A 19,446-nucleotide genomic window follows, 5' to 3' on the forward strand; every position below is an offset into this window, starting at 1 on the left:
CGGCTACTCCTGAGTGACGCGCAGCAATTCGTCAAGGCTGGTTACACCGTCCAGCACCCGCTGCCGACCGTCCTGAAACAGGCTGCGCGAGAGCTTGCGCGTTTCCCCGAGCAGCGCTTGCTCGCTCGCGCCTTGATGGATGAGGGCCGAGACTGCCGGCGTGATGCCGATCAGCTCATAGATCCCGATACGGCCGCGATAACCGTGCTGACAACGCTCACAGCCCACCGCTGTGAACAGTTGTGGCGACGTCGAAACGCTCAGCCCCAGACGCTGGCACTGCAAGGCATCGGCCGTGGACGCAACCTTGCAGTACGGGCACAAGGTGCGTAGCAGACGCTGGGCCAGAACCCCCACCAGCGATGACGCCAGCAGATAGGGATCGACGCCCATGTCCACCAGCCGCGTGACCGCGCCAACCGCGCTGTTGGTGTGCAAGGTCGAGAGCACGAGATGCCCGGTCAGCGAAGCCTGCACGGCGATTTCTGCGGTTTCGCGATCACGGATTTCGCCGACCATCACCACGTCCGGATCCTGACGCAAAATGGCGCGCAAACCACGGGCGAACGTCATGTCCACTTTTGGATTGACGGGCATCTGCCCGACGCCGGGCAGGTGATATTCGATGGGATCTTCGACCGTCAGAATGTTGCGCGTCTGATCATTCAGGCTGCTCAGCGCGGCATACAGACTGGTGGTCTTGCCGGAACCGGTCGGGCCCGTGACCAGCAGGATCCCGTGAGGTTTGCCCAACAATTGGCGCAAGTCAGCGAGGGTGTCTGCGGACATGCCAAGTCGCGGCAATTCGAGACGCCCGGCCTGTTTATCGAGGAGGCGCAGCACGACCCGTTCACCGTGCGCAGAAGGCAGTGTTGAGACCCGCACGTCGACTTCGTGCCCGGCCAGTCGCAGGGCGATTCGGCCATCCTGGGGCACACGTTTTTCGGCAATGTCCAAACGCGCCATGACCTTGATGCGCGACACCAGCAAGGTCGCCAGTTCGCGCCGTGGCCGCAACATTTCACGCAATTGCCCGTCGATTCGCATGCGCACCGACAGGTACTGCTCGAAGGTTTCCAAATGCACGTCCGACGCCTGCTCGCGCACCGCTTCGCTGAGCAAAGCGTTGATAAGGCGGATGATCGGCGCATCGCCTTGCTGCTCCAGCAAATCGGCGGTCTGTGGCACTTGGTCGACCAGGCTGAGCAGGTCCAGTTCGTCGTCCAGACCTTGTGCGACTTGCTCCGCCGCGCTCTGCCCTTCGCGGTAAGCGACTGCCAGGCGCTGGGCGAATTCGCCAGCCGCGAGCATCCGGAGCGGCAGATCCTGGCCGCACACCCGACGCGCTTCAGCCACGGCGGTCAGCGGTGTATCGGCTCGCATGGCGAGGATCGGCTCAGCCCCCCCTTGCTCCAGCAACACACCGAAACGTCGGGCAAAACCGAACGGCAATTGCGTAAGGCTTGCACCCGATTCGCTCATGGGGCCACCGGCGTCTGCTTGCGCAAATCGAACACCGACGCGTCGCTGACCGGGTCAAACAGGTGGCGCGATTCGGCAGGCAGCAGCAAGGAGTTGTTGCCCTGCGCACCGGGCTGGCTCAAGTCGCGCAGCGCGTTGTAGCGCTGCTGGCTGACATCCGCCAAATCTTCCCTGCTGCGCACAATGGTCGGACGCAGGAACACCATCAGATTGCTCTTGGTTTGCGTGTCGCGGCTCCAGCGAAACAGCGCGCCCAGATAGGGAATGTCGCGCAGCAACGGCACGCCGCTCTGCTGGGTACGCACGCTGTCGCGAATCAGACCGCCGATCACGATGATCTCGCCATCGTCGGCAAGGATCGTGCTTTTGAGCGCGCGTTTGTTGGTGATCAGATCCGAAGAATCGATGCCCGAGACCGAGGGCGCGATGTCGGAAACTTCTTGCTCGACCTCCAGCCGCAGCGTTGAACCTTCGTTGATGTACGGCTTGATTTTCAGGCTGATGCCGACGTCTTTGCGCTCGACGGTAGTGAACGGATTCTCTGCACCGTTACTGCTGGTGGTGTAGGAGCCCGTCTTGAACGGCACGTTCTGGCCGACGATGATTTCCGCTTGCTGATTGTCCAGCGTTAACAGGCTCGGCGTGGACAACAAATTGCTCCGCGTATTGCTGGCCAGTGCAGTGATTAGTGCCCCAAAACGGTCGCTGCCCAGTTGCAGAATGGCACCCTCCGGTGCGGATTTTTTTTCATTGAATGTAAGACCGCCAACGATCGGAATATCGGTGCCGGGGAGGTTGATGAACCCCGTCGCGCTGCCGGTATTCAATCCCCACTGGACGCCCACGGCTTCAGCAATGTCGCCGGAAATTTCGACGATGGCGGCATGGATCAGCACTTGGGCTCGCGGCTGATCCAACTGACGCACGATGTTCTCGATGGTGCGAATCTGCGCAGGCTCGGCAATTAGCACCAGCGCATTTTGACTCTCGTCGGCCTTGATCATGAAGGTGGCGCTGGACGCGTTGTCCTTGACTCCAGGGATGGCCGCTGCCGTTCTCCGTCCCTGGCCCATGGTCTCCAGCACTTCGGCCAATTGCTTGGCATCACTGTGGCGCAGGCGAATGACCCGGGCATTGTCGAGGGTCGCGGTGGCGGGGGCATCAAGGCCGTGGGCAAGGTCGAGCAGACGTTTTCGAACCGCCGGCGGGCCAATCAGGATCAAACGATTGGTGCGATTGTCGGCGAGCACCTGGATCGTCGTATCGGCGTTGCGTTTGCCCAGGGAGGATTCAATGATGGTCGCGACGTCGGCGGCTTGAGCATGGCGCATCTGCACCACGGAGTGCAGGTTGTTCTGCCCGGAATCAAGCTGACGGACGACCTTGCCGATACGACCGACATTGGCGGCGGTGTCGGTCACCACCAGCGCATTGGCCGACACCGACGGGCCGACGTAGCCGTTGACCGATACCAGTGGCCGCACCAGCCCGGCAATGTCCGAAGCGCTGCTGGTGTCGAGCTCGATCACCTGAGTGACGAACTGCGACGGTGTGGCGTTTTGCGCGATGCCCTGACCGGCACGGGTCTTGGCTTCCGTGACCGGCGTGATCAGGATCCGGTCGCCCTCGTCAATCACGGTGAAGTTATGTGCGTCCAGCACCGAGTAGAACAACCGGCGGACGCCCTCGCGGTCGAGGGCTCTTTGCGACATGACGGTGATGCGCCCGCTGACCCTTGGATCGAGCACTACCGTCGTGCCCAGGATGGTCGAGAACTCTTCGACAATGTCGCGCAGCTCTGCATTGTTCATCGCCAGTTGCCACTTCTGTTCCTCGGCCAGCAGCAGGCCAGGGATGCTCGTCAACGTAAAAATGCCGAATAAAACCAGGGAGCGCAGCCGCTGCGTGCCGGTGAAGCTGTTCATGGGATTGATCACTCTGACTGCCCGGAAACCGGATGTAGAAAACGTGTAGAAATAGCGGGCGCTTGTGGTTGTTTCGGCGCTTCGAACGGACGCAGAAAACGCGTGCTGGATGGCTGCAGCGCTAATACTTCTTCGCGTCCCTTGTTCCACAGCACCACCTGTCTTGTTTCGACGCGACGCAGAATGCTGCCGCCCGGCAATCGCTCGCCGACCTGATACATGCGCGGACCTTGCGCGTCTGCCAACAGCGCTTTGGACAAGCCGTTGCTGTGGATGAAACTGGCGTGCAATGTCAGCGGCTCGGCGCTGGGCAACGGCGACAGTGCGGTCGTCAAACCGAGTACCGAAGCGATCGCTCCGGTGTTCAACGGCTCTCGCGCCAATATCGGCGCCGTCGCGGGGACAATTGGCAACGGGACAGCAAATTCGTCGCGGAATCGCCATTCCTGCCACGCCAAAAACACCAGATAAGCGATCGGCAACATCAGCAAACCTGCGCTGCTCAAACGAGGCAGCACCACGGAAGTCGCCTGAGGCATGCGTTTCATAGCCAACTCATTCAAGGTGCTCACTGCGGCGATATTTGCACCAGGACATACGGCGCAGCAGCCGATGCCCGCATGCTTCGTGAACAATCACCGCGCCAACGTGCAGCACGATCAACAACGAAAGGACCACGCAGGCACCGATGTGAAGTGTGACAAACGAGCCAATGAGCTCGGGGTCGCTCAACGGTTGAGGGATGCTGATCCAGCCAAACACATCGATCGGGCGATCCATCATCAAAACGCCGGTCACCAAGACGACACCGACGATGAGGTAGATCGATGTGTGCGCCAGCAGCACAAGTTTTGCCATAAACACTAATGCGCTCACGCTCGTGCGCCGGGCATGAGCGATAAAAATGAACAGACGCCAGACGAAGAACGGAATGAACACGGTTGTCAGCGAGACATTGACAAAGGCAATCGATTGTTCGATGCCCGCGGGCAGTTCAAAACTGGCCACGGAAAAGCCGGACACCAGGGTCCAGATGATTACAGCGGCCGACAGCCAGTGAAGCCATACGCGCTGGGCGGAGTAACCCGAAGTCTTCATTCGCCACTCTGGAATTCAACAAGAAATGAGCTTTGGGCGATCCTTGATGAATCGCCCAAAGTATTACGGCTTACTTAGAGTTTGTTCCACGCCATGTGCCAATGCGCACCGACGCCGGGTTCAAAACCGTTAGCTGTCGGGGTGTATTGCTTGCAATAGCCGGACTCAGGGAAAGGCTTGCACTCGAAGACTTCATTGGTCTTCGGCTGCAGTACCTTGGTACCCGCTGTGTACTCACTGACGCCTTCGGGGAAAACGAAGTCGTATTCAGCACCGGCACCCTCGCCGGTGAGCGTGGTCGGCTGGGTATCCTGGCGGGTGGTGCGGCCGTCGAGCGTGGTGCCAACCAGTGTCAGGGTGTGTTTGCCGGGATTGCTGCGAACATCCATGACCAGCCCGGTAATGCCGCTGTCCACTTGCGCCGAGGTCGTACCGACTGGCTTGTTGCTCTCATCAAACAGGGTCGCTTCCACGTTCATCTTGCGGTTGGCGATCATGCTGAAATCGACCTTGGCTTGACCTTTGTCCAGTACGTACTCAGCTTGCTGAGAAGCGACCGACATGCGGGCATCAGTATCTTCCTTCATGTCCAGCTGCACTTCGTAGCGGGTAATGCCGCTTTCTTTTTGCGCGTACAGGCTGTTGTTGCCTTTCACCGGTTCGATGTTGCCGGCTTCATCACGCACACCGGCGCGGACGAGGGAGTGGGTCGCGTTGATCTTTTCGGCAAGCTTGAATGCCCAGTTGTTGGCCAGGCCTTGCTCGGCGGTGTCGATGGAGATTTCGACGCTGTACTCCGTGCTTTCACCGTCGACAGTGAAGGCCCGTGCCTTGACCTTGTCGCCAACCAACAGCCCGGTCGAAGGTGCGATGCCCCCTACCGAAGACCAACCGCCAGGCAGCGAAGGTTCAGCAAGGATATTGACGTCGGCCGGGTTGTAGAACGCTGCGTCGGTGTCGCCGACTGTCCACACCGCCAGGATTACGTGATGGCCGGATTTGTCTTCGGGCACGGTGCAGTTGTGTTTCGTGCCGGAGACCGGTTTCTGGTTGCCACCATCAATGGTGCAGAACGGCGTGCTTTCAAAGGAGGCACGTTTCAGCGATTCATTCGGGTTCCAGCCATTACGGGTAATGAAATACTCGTGTTTGGTTGCTGGATGAACGGCGGTGTAGTGCCACTGGAAATCAATGTTGCGGTCTTTGATTTCAGTCAGCTGCCAGCGTGTGGCGGACTGCGCGTCCAGCGCCGAGAAATTGGAATGGCCGCCACTGGCGATCTTGCCATCGACCGGCCCCTGCAATGGAGCACCGCCGACGCCGGCCGGGAACCCCTTGAAGGTTTCACCGACACTTTGCGGCTCGTACTGAGCGCCACCGCAATTGGTGTTGACGCCTTTCTGGCAGAGCAATGCCCGCGAAGGCGGCACGTCCAGGTAGCCATGGGCAGAGGCCGTTTGTGAAGCGAGCATTGCCGATAACAGGATCATCGAGGAGGTGCACGCGGTGAATGCGCCTCCTTTGTAGAAAGTATTTTTCATGATTGGATTCCAGACTGCTTATCGATAACCAAGGCGCTTTGCGAGCGCCACTGTTCGTAAGTTCGTTCACCAAAGAGTTGAACGAAGGTCAGAAACCTTACTGGGATGGCGGAAAATTCTATGTAGGGGGAATCGCCGCTGATGGAAGGATCGGTCTCTCAAATAACCCGTCCCACAAAGAACGAAACGTTTCTTACAGATAGAAACGGTTTAGACAGACACGATTCAACGGACCAAAAAAAACCTGCCCGACTTACGCCAGGCAGGCTTCAAGAGATTTCACCGGTTTTATTGGTGATATTGCGCCGACAACTCATGCACTGCGCGCATGAACGCGCCGGCGTGCTCTGGATCGACTTCAGGGGTGATGCCATGGCCGAGGTTGAACACATGGCCGCTGCCTTTGCCGTAGCTGGCAAGAATCCGTCCCACTTCAGTACGAATGGCTTCCGGCTTGGCGTACAGCACGGTCGGGTCCATGTTGCCTTGCAAGGCGACTTTGTCCCCGACGCGAGCACGGGCGTTGCCGATGTCGCACGTCCAGTCCAGGCCCAGTGCGTCGGCGCCAGCGTCGGCGATGCTTTCCAGCCACAGGCCGCCGTTCTTGGTGAACAGGATGACCGGCACTTTACGGCCTTCGTGTTCGCGGATCAGGCCGCTAACGATTTTGCGCATGTAGGCCAGGGAGAACTCCTGATACGCCGCCGCCGAGAGATTGCCGCCCCAGGTGTCGAAGATCTGCACCGCTTGCGCGCCGGCCATGATCTGGCCGTTCAGGTAGCTGGTGACCGACTGTGCGAGCTTGTCCAGCAGCAGGTGCATGGCTTGCGGGTTGTCGTAGAGCATGGCCTTGGTCTTGCGGAAGTCCTTGGACGAACCCCCTTCGACCATGTAGGTAGCCAGGGTCCACGGGCTGCCGGAGAACCCGATCAGCGGCACGCGGCCGTTCAGTTCGCGGCGAATGGTGCTGACCGCGTCCATGACGTAACCGAGGTCTTTATGCGGATCAGGAATCGGCAAGGCTTCGATGTCGGCCAGGGTGCTGACGACTTTCTTGAAGCGCGGACCTTCACCGGTTTCGAAGTACAGGCCCTGGCCCATCGCGTCGGGGATGGTGAGGATGTCCGAGAAGAGAATCGCCGCGTCCAGCTGCGGATAGCGATCGAGCGGCTGCATCGTGACTTCGCACGCGAACTCCGGGTTCATGCACAGGCTCATGAAGTCGCCCGCCTTGGCGCGGCTGGCGCGGTATTCCGGCAGATAGCGACCGGCCTGACGCATCATCCAGACAGGCGTGACGTCCACGGGTTGCTTGAGCAGGGCACGAAGGAAACGGTCGTTCTTCAGGGCAGTCATGTCGGCATCCGGAAAAAAAGTGCGGGCATTTTCTCAGAGCGCGACGCAAAAGGCACGGCAAGAGCCGTGCCTTTTGTCTATCGGATCAATTTGTCGCGGTGAAATGCGGCATTAAGCAACGCCGCGAAACAACTGTAGGAGTGAGCCTGCTCGCGATGACGGAGGGTCAGTCAATCAATCTGGCGACTATTACACCGCTATCGCGAGCAGGCTCACTCCTACAGGGTTACTGCGTTATAGGTCAGGATCGGGGTTCAGACGCCCAGGTAATCCAGAATCCCTTCAGCCGCATTACGGCCTTCGAAGATCGCCGTCACCACCAGGTCAGAACCCCGCACCATGTCGCCACCGGCGAAGATTTTCGGGTTGCTGGTCTGGTGCTTGTATTGACCTTGCTCCGGCGCCACGACACGACCCTGGCTGTCGGTCTGGATCTCGAACTGCTCGAACCACGACGCCGGGCTCGGGCGGAAACCGAAGGCGATGACCACGGCGTCGGCCGGGATGATCTCTTCAGAGCCCGGGATCGGCTCGGGGCTGCGACGGCCACGGGCATCCGGTTCGCCAAGACGGGTCTCGACCACCTTCACACCTTCAACATGGTCTTCGCCAACAATGGCGATCGGCTGGCGGTTGTAGAGGAACCTCACGCCTTCTTCTTTGGCGTTCTTCACCTCTTTGCGCGAGCCCGGCATGTTCGCTTCGTCGCGACGATAGGCACAAGTCACCGACTTGGCGCCCTGGCGAATTGAAGTGCGGTTGCAGTCCATCGCCGTGTCGCCGCCGCCCAATACCACGACCCGTTTGCCTTTCATGTCGACGAAATCTTCCGGCGACTTTTCAAAGCCCAGGTTGCGGTTGACGTTGGCAATCAGGAAATCCAGCGCGTCGTGCACGCCCGGCAGATCCTCACCGGCGAAGCCGCCCTTCATGTAGGTGTAGGTGCCCATGCCCATGAACACGGCATCGTATTCGGCGAGCAATTGCTCAATGGTCACGTCCTTGCCCACCTCGGTGTTCAGGCGGAACTCGATGCCCATGCCGGTGAAGACTTCGCGACGATTGCTCAGCACGGTCTTTTCCAGCTTGAACTCAGGAATACCGAAGGTCAGCAGACCACCGATTTCCGGGTTCTTGTCGAACACCACCGGGGTCACACCGCCGCGCACCAGTACGTCGGCACAACCCAGGCCTGCCGGGCCGGCACCGATGATCGCCACACGCTTGCCGGTGGGTACGACCTTGGACATGTCCGGCCGCCAGCCCATGGCGAACGCCGTGTCGGTGATGTACTTCTCGACCGAACCGATGGTCACCGCGCCGAAACCGTCGTTGAGGGTGCAGGCACCCTCGCACAGACGGTCCTGTGGGCACACCCGGCCGCACACTTCCGGCAAAGTGTTGGTCTGGTGCGACAACTCGGCGGCCTGAAGAATGTTGCCCTCGGCCACCAATTTGAGCCAGTTCGGAATGAAGTTGTGCACCGGGCACTTCCATTCGCAATACGGGTTACCGCAACCCAGGCAGCGGTGGGCCTGATCGGCCGAATGCTGGGGTTTGAAGGGCTCGTAGATTTCCACGAACTCTTTCTTGCGTTGACGCAACAGTTTCTTCTTCGGATCCTTGCGCCCGACATCGATGAACTGGAAGTCGTTATTGAGACGTTCGGCCATCTTTAAAACCTCGTACACGACAGCTCCAAGCTACAAGCTTCAAGCTGCAAGAAAATCAAATTAATCCGCCACACCGCGCATTGCTTCTAGCTTGCCGCTTGAAGCTTGCGGCTTACCGCTGCGTCGTTACTGCGGACTCGCACGAGTACTTGAGAGCAGAGATTTCAGACTCGCCGCCTTAGGTTTGACGAGCCAGAAACGACGCAAATAGTCATCGAGGTTCTCAGCAAGGTTACGACCCCACTCGCTGTCGGTTTCCTCGACGTATTCGTCCAGCACGCGTTGCAGGTGGCTGCGATAGGCTTCCATCGCTTCGCCGCTGATCCGCTGGATTTCCACCAGTTCGTGGTTGACTCGGTCAACGAAGGTGTTGTCCTGATCGAGCACGTAGGCGAAGCCGCCGGTCATGCCTGAGCCGAAGTTGTAACCGGTCTTGCCCAGCACACAGACAAAACCACCGGTCATGTATTCGCAGCAGTGATCGCCAGTGCCTTCCACCACGGTGTGAGCACCGGAGTTACGCACCGCAAAACGCTCGCCTGCAGTGCCAGCCGCGAACAGCTTGCCGCCGGTGGCGCCATAGAGGCAGGTGTTGCCAATGATGGCACTGTCCTGCGTCTTGTAGATGCTGCCCTTCGGCGGAACGATGACCAGTTTGCCGCCAGTCATGCCTTTGCCGACGTAGTCGTTGGCGTCGCCTTCCAGGTACATGTGCAGGCCACCAGCGTTCCACACACCGAAACTCTGACCGGCCGTCCCTTTGAAGCGGAAAGTGATCGGAGCCTTGGCCATGCCCTGGTTGCCATGCTTGCGCGCGATTTCGCCAGAGATCCGCGCGCCGATCGAACGGTCGCAGTTGCAGATATCCAGAGCGAAATCGGCGCCGCTCATGTCGTTGATCGCCGACGTAGCCAGGCCGACCATTTTCTCGGCCAGCAAGCCTTTGTCGAACGGCGGGTTGCGCTCAACCTGGCAGAACTGAGGTTTGTCTGCCGGGATGTGATCGCTGCCGAGCAACGGCGTCAGGTCGAGGTGATTCTGCTTGGCGGTCTGGCCTTCGAGAATTTCCAGCAGATCGGTACGCCCGATCAGCTCTTCGAGGGAGCGCACGCCCAGTTTCGCCAGCCACTCACGGGTTTCTTCGGCGACGTAGGTGAAAAAATTCACCACCATGTCGACGGTGCCGATGTAGTGATCCTTGCGCAGCTTCTCGTTCTGCGTTGCAACGCCGGTGGCGCAGTTGTTCAGGTGGCAGATACGCAGGTATTTGCAGCCCAGCGCGATCATTGGCGCGGTGCCGAAGCCGAAGCTTTCAGCGCCGAGGATGGCGGCCTTGATCACGTCGAGGCCGGTTTTCAGGCCGCCGTCGGTCTGCACCCGGACTTTGCCGCGCAGGTCGTTGCCGCGCAGGGTCTGGTGGGTTTCGGCGAGGCCGAGCTCCCACGGTGCGCCCGCGTATTTGATCGAGGTCAACGGCGATGCGCCGGTGCCGCCGTCGTAGCCGGAAATGGTGATCAAGTCTGCGTAAGCCTTGGCCACCCCGGCAGCGATGGTGCCGACGCCCGCTTCTGCGACCAGTTTCACCGAGACCAGCGCCTGCGGATTGACTTGTTTCAAGTCGAAAATCAGCTGCGACAAGTCTTCAATCGAGTAGATGTCATGGTGCGGCGGCGGCGAAATCAACGTCACACCCGGCACCGCATAGCGCAGCTTGGCGATCAGACCGTTGACCTTACCGCCCGGCAGCTGACCACCTTCACCCGGCTTCGCGCCTTGAGCGACCTTGATCTGCAGCACTTCAGCGTTGACCAGGTATTCCGGAGTCACCCCGAAACGGCCGGTCGCGACTTGCTTGATTTTCGAGCTCTTGATGGTGCCGTAACGCGCCGGGTCTTCGCCGCCTTCGCCGGAGTTGGAACGCGCACCGAGGCGGTTCATTGCTTCGGCCAGGGCTTCGTGAGCCTCCGGCGACAGCGCGCCCAACGAGATGCCGGCAGAGTCGAAGCGCTTGAGCACCGACTCCAGCGGTTCGATCTCGCTGATGTCCAGCGCGGTGTCGAGGGTTTTCACCTTGAACAGGTCGCGGATCATCGACACCGGACGGTTGTCCACCAGCGCCGTGTATTCCTTGAATTTGCCGTAGTCGCCCTGCTGCACTGCAGCTTGCAAAGTGTTGACGACGTCCGGGTTGTAGGCGTGATATTCGCCACCGTGGACGAATTTCAGCAAGCCGCCCTGCTGGATCGGCTTGCGCGGGCTCCAGGCTTCGGCGGCGAGCGCTTTCTGCTCGGCTTCGATGTCGACGAAGCGTGCACCCTTGATGCGGCTCGGCACGCCACGGAAGCTCAGGTCGCAGACTTCTTCGGACAGGCCGATGGCCTCGAACAGCTGAGCCCCCCGGTACGAAGCAATGGTTGAGATACCCATCTTCGAGAGGATTTTCAGCAGGCCTTTGGTGATGCCTTTGCGGTAGTTCTTGAACACCTCATAGAGGTCGCCCAGCACTTCGCCGGTGCGGATCAGATCGCCCAGCACTTCATACGCCAGGAACGGATAGACCGCCGAGGCGCCGAAACCGATCAACACCGCGAAATGGTGCGGATCGCGAGCGGTCGCGGTTTCCACAAGAATGTTGGAGTCGCAACGCAGGCCTTTTTCGGTCAGACGGTGATGCACCGCGCCGGTGGCCAGAGAAGCGTGGATCGGCAACTTGCCCGGGGCGATATGACGGTCACTCAAAACAATCTGGGTGCGACCGGCGCGAACAGCTTCTTCAGCCTGGTCGGCAACATTGCGCACCGCGGCCTCGAGGCCAACGCTCTCGTCGTAGTTGAGGTCGATGACCTGGCGCTCAAAGCCCGGACGATCGAGGTTCATCAGCGAGCGCCACTTGGCCGGGGAAATAACCGGCGAGCTGAGAATCACGCGCGAAGCGTGTTCCGGCGACTCCTGGAAAATATTGCGCTCGGCACCGAGGCAGATTTCCAGCGACATGACGATGGCTTCGCGCAGCGGATCGATCGGCGGGTTGGTGACCTGCGCGAACTGCTGCCGGAAATAGTCATACGGCGTGCGCACGCGCTGGGACAGCACGGCCATTGGCGTATCGTCGCCCATCGAGCCAACCGCTTCGTAGCCTTGCTCGCCAAGCGGACGCAGCACCTGGTCGCGCTCTTCGAACGTGACCTGATACATCTTCATGTACTGCTTGAGCTGGTCAACATCATAGAAAGCCGAACCGTGGTCGTTGTCTTCCATGGTCGCCTGAATGCGCAGGGCATTCTTGCGCAGCCATTGCTTGTACGGATGACGGGACTTCAAGCGGTTGTCGATTGCGTCGGTGTCGAGGATCTGGCCGGTCTCGGTATCCACGGCAAAGATCTGGCCTGGACCAACGCGGCCCTTGGCGATCACATCTTCAGGCTGGTAATTCCAGACACCGATTTCCGACGCCAGGGTGATGAAACCGTTTTTGGTGGTCACCCAGCGCGCCGGACGCAGACCGTTTCGGTCAAGCAGGCACACCGCGTAACGACCATCGGTCATGACCACGCCGGCCGGGCCGTCCCACGGTTCCATGTGCATCGAGTTGTATTCGTAGAACGCACGCAGGTCCGGGTCCATGGTTTCGACGTTCTGCCACGCAGGCGGAATGATCATCCGCACGCCACGGAACAGGTCGATGCCACCGGTGACCATCAGCTCAAGCATGTTGTCCATGCTCGAAGAGTCGGAGCCGACGCGGTTCACCAGCGGGCCGAGCTCTTCCAGATCCATCAGATCGTTGGTGAACTTGGTGCGACGGGCCTGAGCCCAATTGCGGTTGCCGGTGATGGTGTTGATCTCGCCGTTGTGGGCGAGGAAGCGGAATGGCTGAGCCAGCGGCCATTTCGGCAAGGTATTGGTGGAAAAGCGCTGGTGGAATACGCAAATCGAGGTTTGCAGGCGCTGATCGCTGAGGTCTGGGTAGAAGGCGGTGAGGTCCGCCGGCATCATCAGACCTTTGTAAATAATAGTCTTGTGGGAAAAGCTGCAGATGTAGTGATCGACATCGGCGGCGTTGGAGACGGACGAACGGCGACGAGCGCTGAACAGCTTGATCGCCATGTCCTGATCGCTGAGGCCTTCGCCACCGATGAACACTTGTTCAATCTGTGGCAGACGCTCGTGGGCCAGTCGACCGAGGACGCTGGTGTCGATCGGCACTTTGCGCCAGCCGACCAAGGTCAGGCCTTCAGCCAGGATCTCGCGGTTCATGTTATCGCGAGCGGCTTCGGCTTTGACCGGGTCCTGATTGAAGAAGACCATGCCCACAGCGTATTGCCTGGGCAGTTCGGCACCAAAGGTTTCCTGGGCGATGGCTCGCAGGAATACATCCGGCTTCTGAATCAGCAGACCGCAACCGTCACCGGTCTTGCCGTCGGCGTTGATCCCACCGCGGTGGGTCATGCAGGTCAGGGCCTCGATGGCCGTTTGCAAAAGGGTATGACTGGGCTCGCCCTGCATATGAGCTATCAGGCCGAAACCACAGTTATCCTTGAATTCATCTGGTTGGTACAGACCTGCTTTCATAGACACTTTCTCACCAGGCTGCCTCTTTTCGAGGCAAATTTCTTTTCAATTCAACCACTTGCGAACCGCGCCGAACGTACGCCGGCTTAGCGGGGGCAAAAGGGTGGTCATTGTACACAGCGACACAGACGCTCACAAATTTGACGACGAAATGTCGCAAATCTATGTCGCATTTGTGAAAGGTTTAAAGCGATCTGCTGTGCTAGTCAAAACTTTTTTAATTCTGACTGCAACGACTCAAAGACTACTGTAACGCAGACACCACAAGGCACGCGGTCGCAGGGACGGCGCGCACATGTAGAAATTTTGAGGTGCTTGGAGAGGCGGCCTGGGTAAGGCCGCCGAATCTTCAGCGAGTTGTTGCCAGTTCCTGTTGGACGCTGGCGACAGTGCGAGGCCAAGGTTTACCAGCCTGAACCTTCGCTGGCAAGGCCTTGATGGCGTTGAGGGCTGCATCGCGGCTGCCAAAGCTGCCGTATGTGATGACGAAAAGCGGTTTGCCGTTGAGCACTTTCTTGAAATAGCGGTACTCGGCGCCCTGCTCTTTGACGAAGTTTTGCGCCGATGCCTCGGAGCTGGTGCCGAGGATCTGCACCACGTAGTTGCTGGTCGGCTGGCCGGCGTACCAGGTGCCGCCGGCAGCCTTGGCCACAGTGATAGGCTTCTCGGCAGGTTTGGCAGCAGCGGCCGGTGCCGGAGCGGGCTTGGCGGCTGGGGCTGGGACCGGCACTGGCTTGGCCGTCGCAATCTGCGCGGGTGCCGGTGTCGGTTTGGCGGCTGGTTCGGTCGGCGCAGGGCCGGCCGGAATGCCCGCAGGCGGCGCGGTGGTGGTCACGGTCGGCGGAACTTCGCTCGAACCTTCCACAGGCACGCCGTCGTCGCCTTCAGTAATGCCACCGGCCGCTTCAGCCAACGGGCCGCGCATCACCGGCTGCGAGCTGCCAACCAGCGGCAATGGCATCGGCTGCGAATTACCGGCGAATTCAACAGCAGGAGCACCGCCGTCGTTTTGTTGTGGCGTGCCCTGACCCAGCGGCAATTGCGCCTGTTCATTGGCAGGTGCGCCAGTGGTCGGTGCTTTGCTGCGACCCGGCATCAACCAGGCGGCGGCTACCGCGACCACGACTACGGCGGAAATCGCCAATACGTGTTTCTTCGGCATGTTGAACCCCATACTTGGACGCTTGACCGCTGAGCGGCTGGCAATCATGACTTCGATCAGAGCATCGCGGGCGACCTGGTTGATGTTGCCAGGCCAGCCATCGGAGCTTTCGTGAATATCAGAGATCTGATCTGCAGTGAAAAGTTCGATACCCCGACCGGCACCTTCGAGCCGCTGATCCAGGTATTCACGGGTTTCTTCTTCGGTGTAAGGCTGCAGTTCAATAACGTGAAAACGCTCTTCCTGAAGGCTCAGCGCCTCCAGTTGCGCGATCAGCGACGACTCACCGAACAGAAACACATGCGGGCGACCTTCCGGTGCACCAGCGGCCAGCTCCATCAACGCTTCGAGCGCGGATTCATCGAGCTGTTCGGCGTCATCCACCAGCAGATAGACCTCCTGCCCGGTCAGGGCCAGTTGAACCACCTGAGCCAGGATCGGGCCGATCTCTGCCTGAGCGACATTCAAGGCCTGCGCTACCTGGCGCAACACACCAGCCGCATCACCAGCGCCACGGGCGGAAACCACCACGCTTTGCACCGATTGTTTGTTGGTACTGGCCACCAGCGCCTGACGCAGCAGGGTCTTGCCGCTGCCGTGCGGGCCGGTCACGACCAGCAGCAACTGGCTGTAGCGAGCCAGATGATGCAGTTGCCCCAGGACCGGCTTGCGCTGGGCCGGGAAGAATTTGAAGCCAGGCACCCGTGGAGCAAAAGGGTCGTGACTCAACTGGAAATGGCCGAGGAAAGCCTCGTCGGCGTGCAAACTAGTCATCGGGATCTTATTAACCTTTAAGCTGAGCCAGAGCGCGGTAATCCGCTTCCAGCGTGGCCTGTAAAACTTCTTTCGGATAATCGTCGGTCACTACCGCCTCGCCCATGTGGCGCAGCAGCACCAGGCGCAAACGACCGTCGATCACTTTCTTGTCAATTGCCATGTGTTCGAGAAAATCGGCTGGCGTCATCGCTTCAGGCGGAACCACGGGCAGGCCGGCACGCTGAAACAGTCGAATGCCGCGATCACGCTCCTGCTCGCTGATCCAGCCAAGCCGCGCCGACATTTCCAGCGCCATGACGGTGCCAGCAGCCACCGCCTCACCATGCAGCCACACACCATATCCCATGTGCGTCTCGATGGCGTGCCCAAAGGTGTGGCCCAGGTTCAACGTAGCCCGCACCCCGGTTTCCTTCTCGTCGGCGCCAACCACTTCAGCCTTGGCCGCGCACGAACGCTCGATGGCGTAGGTCAGGGCAACCTGATCCAGAGCACTCAGGCGATCAACGTTTTCTTCGAGCCAGGTCAGAAATGGCTCATCGCAAATCAAGCCGTACTTGATGACTTCCGCCAGCCCGGCCGACAGTTCGCGGGCAGGCAAGGTGTTGAGTGTAGCGGTGTCGATCAGCACAACGTTCGGCTGATAGAACGCGCCGACCATGTTCTTGCCCAGCGGATGATTGATGCCGGTTTTGCCGCCCACCGACGAATCCACCTGCGACAGCAACGTGGTCGGAACCTGAATGAAATCGACACCGCGCTGATAGCAAGCAGCGGCAAAACCCGCCATGTCGCCGATGACGCCGCCACCGAGGGCGATCACTGTGGTACGGCGATCGTGCCGTGCGGTCAGCAAGCCATCAAAGATCAGTTGCAGAGTTTCCCAGGTCTTGAACGATTCGCCGTCGGGCAGCACGACGCTAACCACCGAAAACTGCTCAAGGCTGCGGGTCAATCGCTCGAGATACAGCGGCGCTACGGTTTCGTTGGTGATAATCGCCACTTGCCGTCCGCGAATATGCGGGGCCAGCAGCTCAGGCTGATCCAACAGACCTTCGCCAATATGAATCGGGTAGCTGCGCTCGCCTAGATCGACCTTGAGTGTCTGCATGTGTCCCCACAGTAAAGATGGAATCAGGGCGTCCTGCCTGAAGAAATCGAATGTCTACAGCATCTGCCAACGCCGATTTTAGCCCCTGCCACGACATTGAACAGGCATGGCGGGAGGCCGAGGATAGCGCATTTCACGCTGCGCTTTAACGCGGCGGCAGTTGCTGCAGGCGATCCAGAATATCAAGCACCACCATTCTCGGCGGCCGCTCATCGGTTTCCACCACCAGGTCGGCGATTTCCCGATAAAGCGGGTCGCGAAGCTCCAGCAAATCTCTGAGGGTTTTTGCCGGATCTGCGGTACGCAGCAAAGGCCGGTTACGATCACGAGCGGTGCGACCGACTTGCTGCTCGACTGAGGCATGCAGATAAACCACCCGACCACCGGCATGCAGTGCCCGGCGATTAGCCTCGCGCATGACGGCACCGCCACCGGTCGCCAGAACCACGCCATCACAGGTGCAGAGCTCGGCGATCATCGCCTGCTCACGGTCACGAAAACCCGGTTCGCCTTCCTTGTCGAAGATCCACGGGATATTGGCGCCCGTGCGCAATTCAATTTCCTTATCGGAATCTTTGAACGGCAGGCGCAGCTCTTTGGCCAGCAACCGGCCGATGGTGCTTTTTCCAGCACCCATCGGTCCAACAAGAATCAAATTTCGCACAGAATCAATGACTCACAGCAATCGCCTGATTGTTCATGATACGCGGAGTGAGAAATACCAGCAGCTCGGATTTTTTCTCCGAAACCACGTCACGCCGGAAAAGGCGGCCAAGATACGGCACATCACCGAGAAATGGCACCTTATCTACAACCTTGCTCTGAGTATTGGAGAAAACCCCACCAATCACGATGGTCTCGCCGTCATTCACCAGAACCTTGGCGTTGACCTCGTTTTTCTTGATCGGCGGCACATCCTGCACCTTGTTCAGGTAGTCCGGTTCATCCTTGGTGACCTTGACCTCCATGATAATGCGGTTGTCCGGGGTGATTTGCGGCGTCACCTCCAGAGACAGGGATGCTTCCTTGAACGACACCGAGGTGGCGCCACTGGAGCTGGCTTCCTGGTAAGGAATCTCCGTGCCCTTGAGGATTTTCGCGGTTTCCTTGTCGGACGTGACCACCTTGGGTTGTGAAACGATTTCGCCGTTACCGGTTTTCTCCATCGCCGTCAGCTCCAGGTCGAGCAATACGTTGTCGGTGATGAAGGCGATGCCGATTCCCGAAGTGCTGCCCGAGGTGCCAAGGTCCACAAATGGAGAGTTGGTGCTGGTGCTGCCCGGCGTGCCAATGGTGGTCGACGAGCCGTTGACCCCGGAACCGTTCCAGTTACCCTTTTGTATCGAACCGCCCCAGCGCACGCCCAGGCTCTTGTCATAATCGACGTTGGCCTCGACGATGCGCGCTTCGATCATTACCTGACGCACCGGAATGTCCAGCTGCGCGACTATTCGGCGCAGTTCGTCGAGGCGATCCTGGGTCTGGTAGGCGATGATGTTGTTGGTGCGCTCATCAACGGTGATCGAACCGCGCTCGTCGATCTTGGCTTCGGCGCTGGTCACCGACTGGAACAACTTGGCGATGTCGGCTGCCTTGGCGTAGTTGACCTGCAGCAGTTCGCGCCGCAGCGGCGCCAGCTCGGCGATCTGTTTCTGCGATTCCAGCTCCTGACGCTCACGGGCGGCAATTTCTTCCGCCGGGGCCACGAGCAGGACATTGCCAATCATGCGCTTGTCCAGACCCTTGGTTTTCAGCACCAGGTCGAGCGCCTGATCCCAGGGCACATTCTGCAAGCGCAGAGTAATGCCGCCCTGCACTGTGTCGCTGGCCACCAGATTGAGGTTGGTGAAGTCGGCGATCAACTGCAGCACGGAACGTACGTCAATGTCCTGGAAATTCAGCGAAAGCTTTTCGCCGGTGTAGGCGAACCGTTCAGCATTGCGTTTGTGCAAGTCATCCACCGTCATCGGGCGAATGCTGACAGTCAGCTTGTTGTCGGTTTGATAGGTGGAGTAGTCGAAGGCACCGCTGGGTTCGATGGTGATCGTGGCGCGGTCACCCGTGGCGCTGGCGTTGACGAACTGCACCGGAGTCGCGAAATCCTTCACGTCCAGGCGCACACGCAGCGGCTCGGGTAACTGAGTGCGGGTGAAACCGAGGACGATCTTGCCATCGCGCTCTTGAATATCCGGGGCAATGGACGGGTCGGACAAATCGATGACCACGTTCCCTTCACCCTGGGTGCCACGCTGAAAATCGACACCACGAATGGCCTTGGCCACCGGCGCATAGGCCTTGGACGGAGCGGCAACAGGGGTGGCCGCGCGCGACGGTGCCGATTTGGCGGCAGGTCGTGCGGCCGCGTTGCCGGCACCCCGCCCAACCACCACAAACAGGTTATTGCCCTCCACCCGCGAGGTGTACGGGGCCAATTGCGTCAGGTTAATGATCAACCGCGTACGATCCTTGGCCTCGACCACCGTGGCGCTGCGGGCATTACCGGCACCGAGGTCGCGAGTCTTGCTCGTCAGCTGACTGACCACGCCGGGCAGATCGAGAGCAATTCGCGCAGGCTGTTCAGTCGTGTAGCCATGGGGTGCCGGAGGGGCTGCATCGAACGACAACTTCAACTCGACGCGATCTCCCGGCAGCGCGGCAACGTCCAGCGCTTTGAGGTTGGCCGCTTGTACCATCGGTGACTGCAACGCTATCCATAGCGAAACCCCGAGGGCGGTGAAAATCCTGTTCATTA

12 protein-coding genes are annotated in these 19,446 nt (G+C 59.6%); all 12 read right to left on the reverse strand.

Annotated elements, in window-relative coordinates; translation table 11 throughout:
• Window positions 1-3: 3 nt before the first annotated feature.
• The 12 genes from gspE to pilQ all read right to left on the reverse strand — a co-directional run bounded on the left by gspE (window position 4) and on the right by pilQ (window position 19,444).
• The gene (gene gspE, locus ACYZTS_RS05520) at window positions 4-1,482 is read right to left on the reverse strand and encodes a type II secretion system ATPase GspE (protein WP_461994599.1); all 1,479 of its coding nucleotides are present in this window, start codon (window positions 1,480-1,482) and stop codon (window positions 4-6) included.
• Complete coding sequence (gene gspD / locus ACYZTS_RS05525; RefSeq protein ID WP_461994601.1) at window positions 1,479-3,407, reverse strand: type II secretion system secretin GspD; 1,929 nt, start codon at window positions 3,405-3,407, stop codon at window positions 1,479-1,481. Before gspD ends, gspE begins: the two co-directional genes overlap by 4 nt.
• 8 nt (window positions 3,408-3,415) lie before the next feature.
• Window positions 3,416-3,955 carry a hypothetical protein gene (locus ACYZTS_RS05530; protein ID WP_461994603.1) on the reverse strand — a complete coding sequence of 180 codons (540 nt, stop codon included), beginning with the start codon at window positions 3,953-3,955 and terminating at the stop codon, window positions 3,416-3,418.
• Between the two features lie 7 nt (window positions 3,956-3,962).
• On the reverse strand, window positions 3,963-4,505 hold the full coding sequence (locus ACYZTS_RS05535; protein ID WP_461994605.1) for a cytochrome b: 543 nt from the start codon (window positions 4,503-4,505) through the stop codon (window positions 3,963-3,965).
• A 74-nt stretch (window positions 4,506-4,579) separates the two neighbouring features.
• On the reverse strand, window positions 4,580-6,046 hold the full coding sequence (gbpA, locus tag ACYZTS_RS05540; protein WP_461994607.1) for an N-acetylglucosamine-binding protein GbpA: 1,467 nt from the start codon (window positions 6,044-6,046) through the stop codon (window positions 4,580-4,582).
• 288 nt (window positions 6,047-6,334) lie between these two features.
• Window positions 6,335-7,402: a uroporphyrinogen decarboxylase gene (gene hemE / locus ACYZTS_RS05545; RefSeq protein ID WP_028621739.1), complete on the reverse strand. Its 1,068-nt coding sequence runs from the start codon at window positions 7,400-7,402 to the stop codon at window positions 6,335-6,337.
• 254 nt (window positions 7,403-7,656) lie between these two features.
• Complete coding sequence (locus ACYZTS_RS05550; protein WP_461994609.1) at window positions 7,657-9,075, reverse strand: FAD-dependent oxidoreductase; 1,419 nt, start codon at window positions 9,073-9,075, stop codon at window positions 7,657-7,659.
• A 126-nt stretch (window positions 9,076-9,201) separates the two neighbouring features.
• On the reverse strand, window positions 9,202-13,647 hold the full coding sequence (gltB, locus tag ACYZTS_RS05555) for a glutamate synthase large subunit (RefSeq protein WP_461994611.1): 4,446 nt from the start codon (window positions 13,645-13,647) through the stop codon (window positions 9,202-9,204).
• A 349-nt stretch (window positions 13,648-13,996) separates the two neighbouring features.
• Complete coding sequence (locus ACYZTS_RS05560) at window positions 13,997-15,583, reverse strand: AAA family ATPase (RefSeq protein WP_461994613.1); 1,587 nt, start codon at window positions 15,581-15,583, stop codon at window positions 13,997-13,999.
• Between the two features lie 10 nt (window positions 15,584-15,593).
• Window positions 15,594-16,694, reverse strand: a complete 1,101-nt coding sequence (gene aroB, locus ACYZTS_RS05565) for a 3-dehydroquinate synthase (protein WP_461994615.1) — start codon at window positions 16,692-16,694, stop codon at window positions 15,594-15,596.
• A 145-nt stretch (window positions 16,695-16,839) separates the two neighbouring features.
• Window positions 16,840-17,358, reverse strand: coding sequence for a shikimate kinase AroK (gene aroK, locus ACYZTS_RS05570; RefSeq protein WP_028621744.1), 519 nt, complete (start codon window positions 17,356-17,358; stop codon window positions 16,840-16,842).
• Between the two features lie 4 nt (window positions 17,359-17,362).
• Entirely contained in the window at window positions 17,363-19,444 is a 2,082-nt protein-coding gene (gene pilQ, locus ACYZTS_RS05575) for a type IV pilus secretin PilQ (protein WP_461994618.1), read from the reverse strand.
• Window positions 19,445-19,446: the final 2 nt, after the last annotated feature.

Source organism: Pseudomonas sp. TMB3-21 (genome assembly GCF_054898145.1).

Bases quoted from the DNA above. Each gene is read 5' to 3' on its own strand.
- gspE (WP_461994599.1), bottom strand. From the start codon at position 1,482: ATGAGCGAATCGGGTGCAAGCCTTACGCAATTGCCGTTCGGTTTTGCC.
- gbpA (WP_461994607.1), bottom strand. From the start codon at position 6,046: ATGAAAAATACTTTCTACAAAGGAGGCGCATTCACCGCGTGCACCTCC.
- gltB (WP_461994611.1), bottom strand. From the start codon at position 13,647: ATGAAAGCAGGTCTGTACCAACCAGATGAATTCAAGGATAACTGTGGT.
- pilQ (WP_461994618.1), bottom strand. From the start codon at position 19,444: ATGAACAGGATTTTCACCGCCCTCGGGGTTTCGCTATGGATAGCGTTG.
- ACYZTS_RS05550 (WP_461994609.1), bottom strand. From the start codon at position 9,075: ATGGCCGAACGTCTCAATAACGACTTCCAGTTCATCGATGTCGGGCGC.
- gspD (WP_461994601.1), bottom strand. From the start codon at position 3,407: ATGAACAGCTTCACCGGCACGCAGCGGCTGCGCTCCCTGGTTTTATTC.
- aroB (WP_461994615.1), bottom strand. From the start codon at position 16,694: ATGCAGACACTCAAGGTCGATCTAGGCGAGCGCAGCTACCCGATTCAT.
- hemE (WP_028621739.1), bottom strand. From the start codon at position 7,402: ATGACTGCCCTGAAGAACGACCGTTTCCTTCGTGCCCTGCTCAAGCAA.
- ACYZTS_RS05530 (WP_461994603.1), bottom strand. From the start codon at position 3,955: ATGAAACGCATGCCTCAGGCGACTTCCGTGGTGCTGCCTCGTTTGAGC.
- ACYZTS_RS05560 (WP_461994613.1), bottom strand. From the start codon at position 15,583: ATGACTAGTTTGCACGCCGACGAGGCTTTCCTCGGCCATTTCCAGTTG.
- ACYZTS_RS05535 (WP_461994605.1), bottom strand. From the start codon at position 4,505: ATGAAGACTTCGGGTTACTCCGCCCAGCGCGTATGGCTTCACTGGCTG.